At 41.1% G+C, this 5449-nt stretch carries 6 protein-coding genes; 2 read left to right on the top strand and 4 right to left on the bottom strand.

The window, feature by feature from the left end; genetic code table 11:
- The 4 genes from Q0081_RS23255 to Q0081_RS23240 form a co-directional block, all read right to left on the bottom strand.
- Nucleotides 1–603 (bottom strand): 7-carboxy-7-deazaguanine synthase QueE, encoded by a 603-nt coding sequence (locus tag Q0081_RS23255; RefSeq protein WP_298359345.1) that lies wholly within the window; start codon nucleotides 601–603, stop codon nucleotides 1–3.
- A gap of 153 nt (nucleotides 604–756) precedes the next feature.
- Entirely contained in the window at nucleotides 757–1764 is a 1008-nt protein-coding gene (locus Q0081_RS23250) for a transaldolase family protein (protein ID WP_298359342.1), read from the bottom strand.
- Between the two features lie 118 nt (nucleotides 1765–1882).
- Nucleotides 1883–2581, bottom strand: coding sequence for a TIGR04283 family arsenosugar biosynthesis glycosyltransferase (locus tag Q0081_RS23245; protein ID WP_298359339.1), 699 nt, complete (start codon nucleotides 2579–2581; stop codon nucleotides 1883–1885).
- Between the two features lie 40 nt (nucleotides 2582–2621).
- Nucleotides 2622–3689 (bottom strand): BamA/TamA family outer membrane protein, encoded by a 1068-nt coding sequence (locus Q0081_RS23240; RefSeq protein WP_298359336.1) that lies wholly within the window; start codon nucleotides 3687–3689, stop codon nucleotides 2622–2624.
- A 73-nt stretch (nucleotides 3690–3762) separates the two neighbouring features.
- Between Q0081_RS23240 and Q0081_RS23235 the strand changes: the two genes are divergently transcribed.
- The gene (locus Q0081_RS23235; protein WP_298359333.1) at nucleotides 3763–4803 is read left to right on the top strand and encodes an aminodeoxychorismate synthase component I; all 1041 of its coding nucleotides are present in this window, start codon (nucleotides 3763–3765) and stop codon (nucleotides 4801–4803) included.
- Nucleotides 4748–5368, top strand: coding sequence for an aminotransferase class IV family protein (locus Q0081_RS23230; protein WP_298359330.1), 621 nt, complete (start codon nucleotides 4748–4750; stop codon nucleotides 5366–5368). The genes Q0081_RS23235 and Q0081_RS23230 overlap by 56 nt, the downstream gene beginning before the upstream one ends.
- The last annotated feature ends 81 nt before the right edge of the window (nucleotides 5369–5449 follow it).

Here is a 5449-nt window from a genome sequence, read left to right as displayed (position 1 = left end):
TTAAGGAATCTCCATGTATTTGTGCGTTTGCAATGAGACGCGCCATTTTGGATGCTGTTTTACATATTCAACGATGAGAGGAGTCATTTCTTGTATTCGACTCCATTCAGGTTGAAGTAACAGCACACAATCTTCATTGACTAAAGCAGCATGCTGTTCCGCAAAGTCAAAATCAGATTTATGATAAATAATAACTTTCAGTTCATTGGCACGAGCATAAATGCTTTCGTGAGGGGCCTTAAACTTTTTAGGAGAAAAACACACCCAATCCCAAGAGCCTGTCACCGGGTAAACTCCTGAAGTTTCTATATTCGTATGAAAGTTTTTCTGCTTGAGCGTCTGGGTCAATGCAGATAAATCATACATTAACGGTTCACCGCCGGTAATGACGGCCATTCGTGCCGGATAAGCCAAAGCATCCTCCACAATTTGGTCAATAGTTACTTTAGGGTGTGCTTCGGCATTCCACGATTCTTTTACATCGCACCATACGCAGCCCACATCACAGCCCCCCAAGCGGATAAAATACGCCGCTTTACCACTATGATAGCCCTCGCCTTGGAGGGTATAAAAGGCTTCCATTAATGGCAGTGTATTTTGCATAATTTGAAATGTGGCTGATGAGAGCACCATCCACCGTAAATTATTCATTAATTGTTATCTGTTAACAGTAAACGGTTCGCCGTTATGACGAACCGTTTGCTATTTGGCAGTAGTATCTATAAAATTGTCACGGCAAGCCAGAACAATTTTTTTTTATTTCAAATCTTGGATGTCCAGCATTCCAACCGGTTTTCCACCGTCAGTTACTAAAATTGTATCTACGCTGGTCTTTTTAAATAACGCAGCCGCAGCACCTAAAAGCGCATCTGCTTCAATGGAAACAGGCATTTTGTATTCAAACTCACCGATTTTTTTACTTAAAACATCCCGACCTTCTTCCGAAAGTTTGCGACGTAAATCACCATCGGTAAATACGCCTTTTACACTGCCGTCTGTATTCGTAACTGTAATACAGCCAAATCCAAATTCGGTCATTTTTACAATGGCATCTGCCAAAGTAGTATCTGCCGAAACCAACGGATTGATACCGTTAATGGCTTCTCCCACCGACACGGTAATCAAACGGGTATGTTCTACAAACTGTTGAGTACCGATGGCAGTGAAATTATTTTCGGTCAATGCTTTCATAATTTTCCAAGGTACCGTAATGGTCTGGCAACCTAAGTCAATCGCATTGCGAACGTGTTCAACGTTACGTACCGATGAAAACATTACTTTAGAATCAGAACCGTAAAAATTAACCATTTCAACGCACTCTCCGATAAGCTTGATAGCGTCGTAACCTTGATCCTGCATACGTCCTGCCAATACGCAGATATAGCTCGCACCGGCGGCCATTGCCATATACGCCTGCTGAATTGTATACACCAAGTGCACATTGACCATCATTCCGCGGTCACGCAGCATCTTGCAGGCGCGTACACCTTCGAGTGACACGGGTACTTTAAAAACTGTTTTGGAAGGGTCAAGACCCAATGCCAATTGGCGCTCAGCATCTTTTACAATTTCTTCGGCATTATCACCCAATGCTTCAATTTGAAGAACGGGTACTATTTTTGAAAGTTTGACAATCATTCCGTCCAAATCTGTCACGCCTTCACGGTGCATAAAAGTTGGGGTGGTGGTCAAACCGGCTAAAAATCCAAGTTGGAAAGCGGTTTCTATTTCTTTAAAATCGGCTGAATCCAGGTATAATTCCATTTTTGGTTGGTTATTCGTAGTTAATTATCCGTTTTTCGGAACAAAATTTCGGCAAAGGTCGCAAAAAAAAAGCAGGAAAAAGAGGGATTTTATAAAAGAGCAAGGCAAAAGCACGTTTTCAACGATAATCCAACATTTTTTTATAGGTACGGGCAATGCGTATCGGATTGGTTCCTAATCGAAACAGCGTCATCGCGACTAAATTGGCGAATTGAACCCGTGCCCAACTATTTCTTTCATATTTTCGTGCGGATACCAACACATCTTTAGGAATCAGTTTAAAGGCCGAACGTTTTTTTTTCCATAACCGACGCAACAAGTCATATTCTTCCATAATTACGTAGTACTCATCAAAACCCCTGAGATCCGTAAATAAGTCACGAGTTATAAACAATGTTTGATCTCCGCCTCGGGCAGTCAGGATATTTAAGTGAGTTAGGTAATTATTGATTTTCAGCATAGTTTTATCGGAATCAAACCGAAAGCGGTAGCAACCTGACTCATAGCCTTCCTGAATGGCCTGTTGAATATCTGACACAAAAGTCACAGGTACACGTGTATCGGCATGAACGAAGTACAAAATATCACCCGTCGCAAACTTAACCCCATAGTTCATCTGCACAGCACGACCACGAACGGGAGACTTTATTACCTTTGCTCCTGCTTTTTGAGCTACTGTTTCTGTTTGGTCACTGCTTCCTGCATCAACGACAATAATTTCAGCCAACGCTTCTCCTCCGCTGTATTGCAGAGATTCAATCAGCGCCGGAATATTCATTTGCTCGTTTAAAGTGGGAATAATTACTGAAATCCGCATGGTAAATCAATTCTGCTTTTTTGTAGACCATTTACACAACTCAAAAAGCTTCTCCTATAGTAAAATAAAAATTACCTCCGTCTTTGCCCACTGCATAATCAAAACGAAGATTAAGATGGTCCCGACGGTTGGCCGTAAATCGCAATCCAGTACCATAAGAGTACTTAGGATCATTGAATCTCAAAATATCTTTTTGATTCCCCAATACAGCCGCCGCCCCGAATACCGCGCCTCCCAATCGTTTGAAAATGTTAAACCGAGTTTCTGCCTGTAGTATCAATGCATTATCATCGCGAAAACGTCCCTGATAATATCCACGCATCCGTTTACCGCCCCCCAATTCTGACAACATATTGAAAGGGGCATTTCCCCAAGTAAAGCTGCCAAATACATTTCCGACCAAGATAGTTTTGGGAAACACAGTCCGGTACGTAGAAATATCAGCATAAAAGCGGTCAAATCGGACATTGCCACCCCACACACGAGCATTGTAAAAATAGGCCAAGTCGGCTACAACACCTTTGGCAGGAAAAAAAATCACATCACGAGTATCATAAAATACTCCTAAACCGATTCCAGAAGTACGTCCCCGCGGCGTACCCGGAACATCCCCATTAGCAAAAGCTCCGTTTGGCTCTGTTTGAGTAATACGATAATCTTCGTATTGATAACGTAATCCGGCGTAGAGATGCGGAAATACTTTTTTCAAAAGGTTCAGTTTGACTCGAGGAAAATCTACACCGTATAATTCTTTCGGAATGGATTGATTACCTATTCCGAAATAAAAGTAGTTGTAGCGATAAAACCCCATCTCTCCATAAAGATAATACCTGGCGTTTTTTAGAAAAACTTGGAACGGTAAATAGTAGAGCGATTGTTTCTGTTGGGTAAACACAATTCCCAAACTGATTTGAGAAGGGCGGGCATTGGCAGAATCACCGCTGAAACGAAAAGTGGATGTGAGGGCTACTCCGTAAGCCCAGCGAGTCTCAGGAGTATAATACACCGCAGGAAAGGGTAGAATACTGAAACGTTTCTTTTGGGCAAAGGCCTGATAACCATTTAAAAGTGCCAATACTATTAAAATAACGTTTCTAAATTTTTGCATTTGAATTTCGGCTGTTAATTATGAGCAAATCTAATAAAAATGCACTTATCTCCGTTTTGTAATTTTTCCATGAATGCTATCTACTATTTCCACATCAGAAGCTATTGAATGCATCAATGAGTACGGGCGCCAGCGCACACCGTTTTTGTTTGTCATTGACTTTTTGGCTGAAAAACCCGTAGTAATTCCTCTTTCTGAAGTCAATAATGAGGAGTTGTTATATGATTTTAATGGCCAAACTAACTACCTTACTACTAACCAAAAATTGCTTCCACAGTTTCAATTTAATAAACATCCACTTCCTTTTTCTGATTATCAATCGAAGTTTGGCTACGTAGTCAATCAAATAAAATTGGGTAATTCGTTTCTAACCAATCTTTCAGTATATACGAAAGTTGAAACAGATTTAGATTTGAAATCAATTTTTGCTCATAGTTTCGCCAAATACCGGTTGTGGTGGCGGGATAGATTTGTGTGTGTTTCGCCCGAAATTTTTGTACAGGTACGGGGCAATCGTATCGCATCGTTTCCTATGAAGGGCACAATTGATGCGGCTTTGCCCAATGCCGCTCAGATTATTTTAAACGATGTTAAAGAAGCAGCCGAACACGCTACCATTGTAGATTTGATTCGTAATGACCTCAGTATGGTTGCCGATAAAGTATGGGTTGAAAGCTATCGTTACTTGGATACCTTAAGCACAAATCAAAAAACCTTGCTTCAGGTAAGTTCCGAAGTAGCAGGTCTAATGCCTAAAGATTGGCGCGAAACGTTAGGGACTTGGCTATTTAAGCTTTTACCAGCAGGGTCAATCAGTGGCGCTCCCAAGCCCCGCACACTCGATATTATTCAACAGGCCGAGGGGTATGAGCGCGGCTACTACACAGGAATTACCGGAATTTTTGACGGTAAAAATTTAGACAGCGGTGTCTTGATTCGATTTATTGAAAAGAAGGATAATCATCTCTTATTTAAAAGTGGAGGCGGTATTACTGCCCGCAGTGAAGTTAATTCTGAGTATCAAGAAGTTATTGATAAAGTTTATTTACCTATACCGCATGAATCAGCCTCTTTTCATAGAAACCATCCGACTTACCGACGGACAACTGTTTAATCTTCGTTTTCACAACAAACGCCTTAATGACACACGCTATTCCCATTTTGGAGGAAAATCGGAGTGGGATTTAACGCAACTCATTACTGTTCCCGAGGATTTTAAGGAAGGTTTATTTAAGTGTCGCATGACGTACGGTGAGCAAATTGAAAAAATCGAATTTGAACCGTATCAGCCTCGACTTGTTCAACGTCTTCGATTAATAAACAGTAACGGCATCGAATATGGCTCCAAATATCAAAACCGAGCATCACTTAATGAGCTTTTTGCCCAACGCGGCGATGCCGATGATGTATTGATTATCAAAAATGGCTTCGTTACCGATACTTCTTACGCAAATATTGTTTTTTGGAACGGACAGCAATGGATTACACCCGATACGTTTTTATTGGCAGGAACTCAACGCGCTCGGCTGTTGGAAGAAGGAATAATTGTTGAACAAAAAATTCGGGCGCAGGATATACCGAAGTATTCCCACGCCCGACTTATTAATTCGATGTTAGATTTTGAATCAACTCCTCCTATCCTCTTGGATTCAAGTTTGAAGTGCAATTTGGTGTTTTAGAGCAAACTGGATGGGAGATAAATACCCAAGAGTTTTTCGGGGTCGGTTGTTTAGTTGATTTTCAATCCAATTTACGTCACT

This window comes from Runella sp. (assembly GCF_027484545.1).
Lineage (GTDB): Bacteria > Bacteroidota > Bacteroidia > Cytophagales > Spirosomataceae > Runella.
The sequence above is the reverse complement of the archived record's forward strand: the minus strand, read 5'-3'. Positions and strand labels throughout refer to the sequence as shown.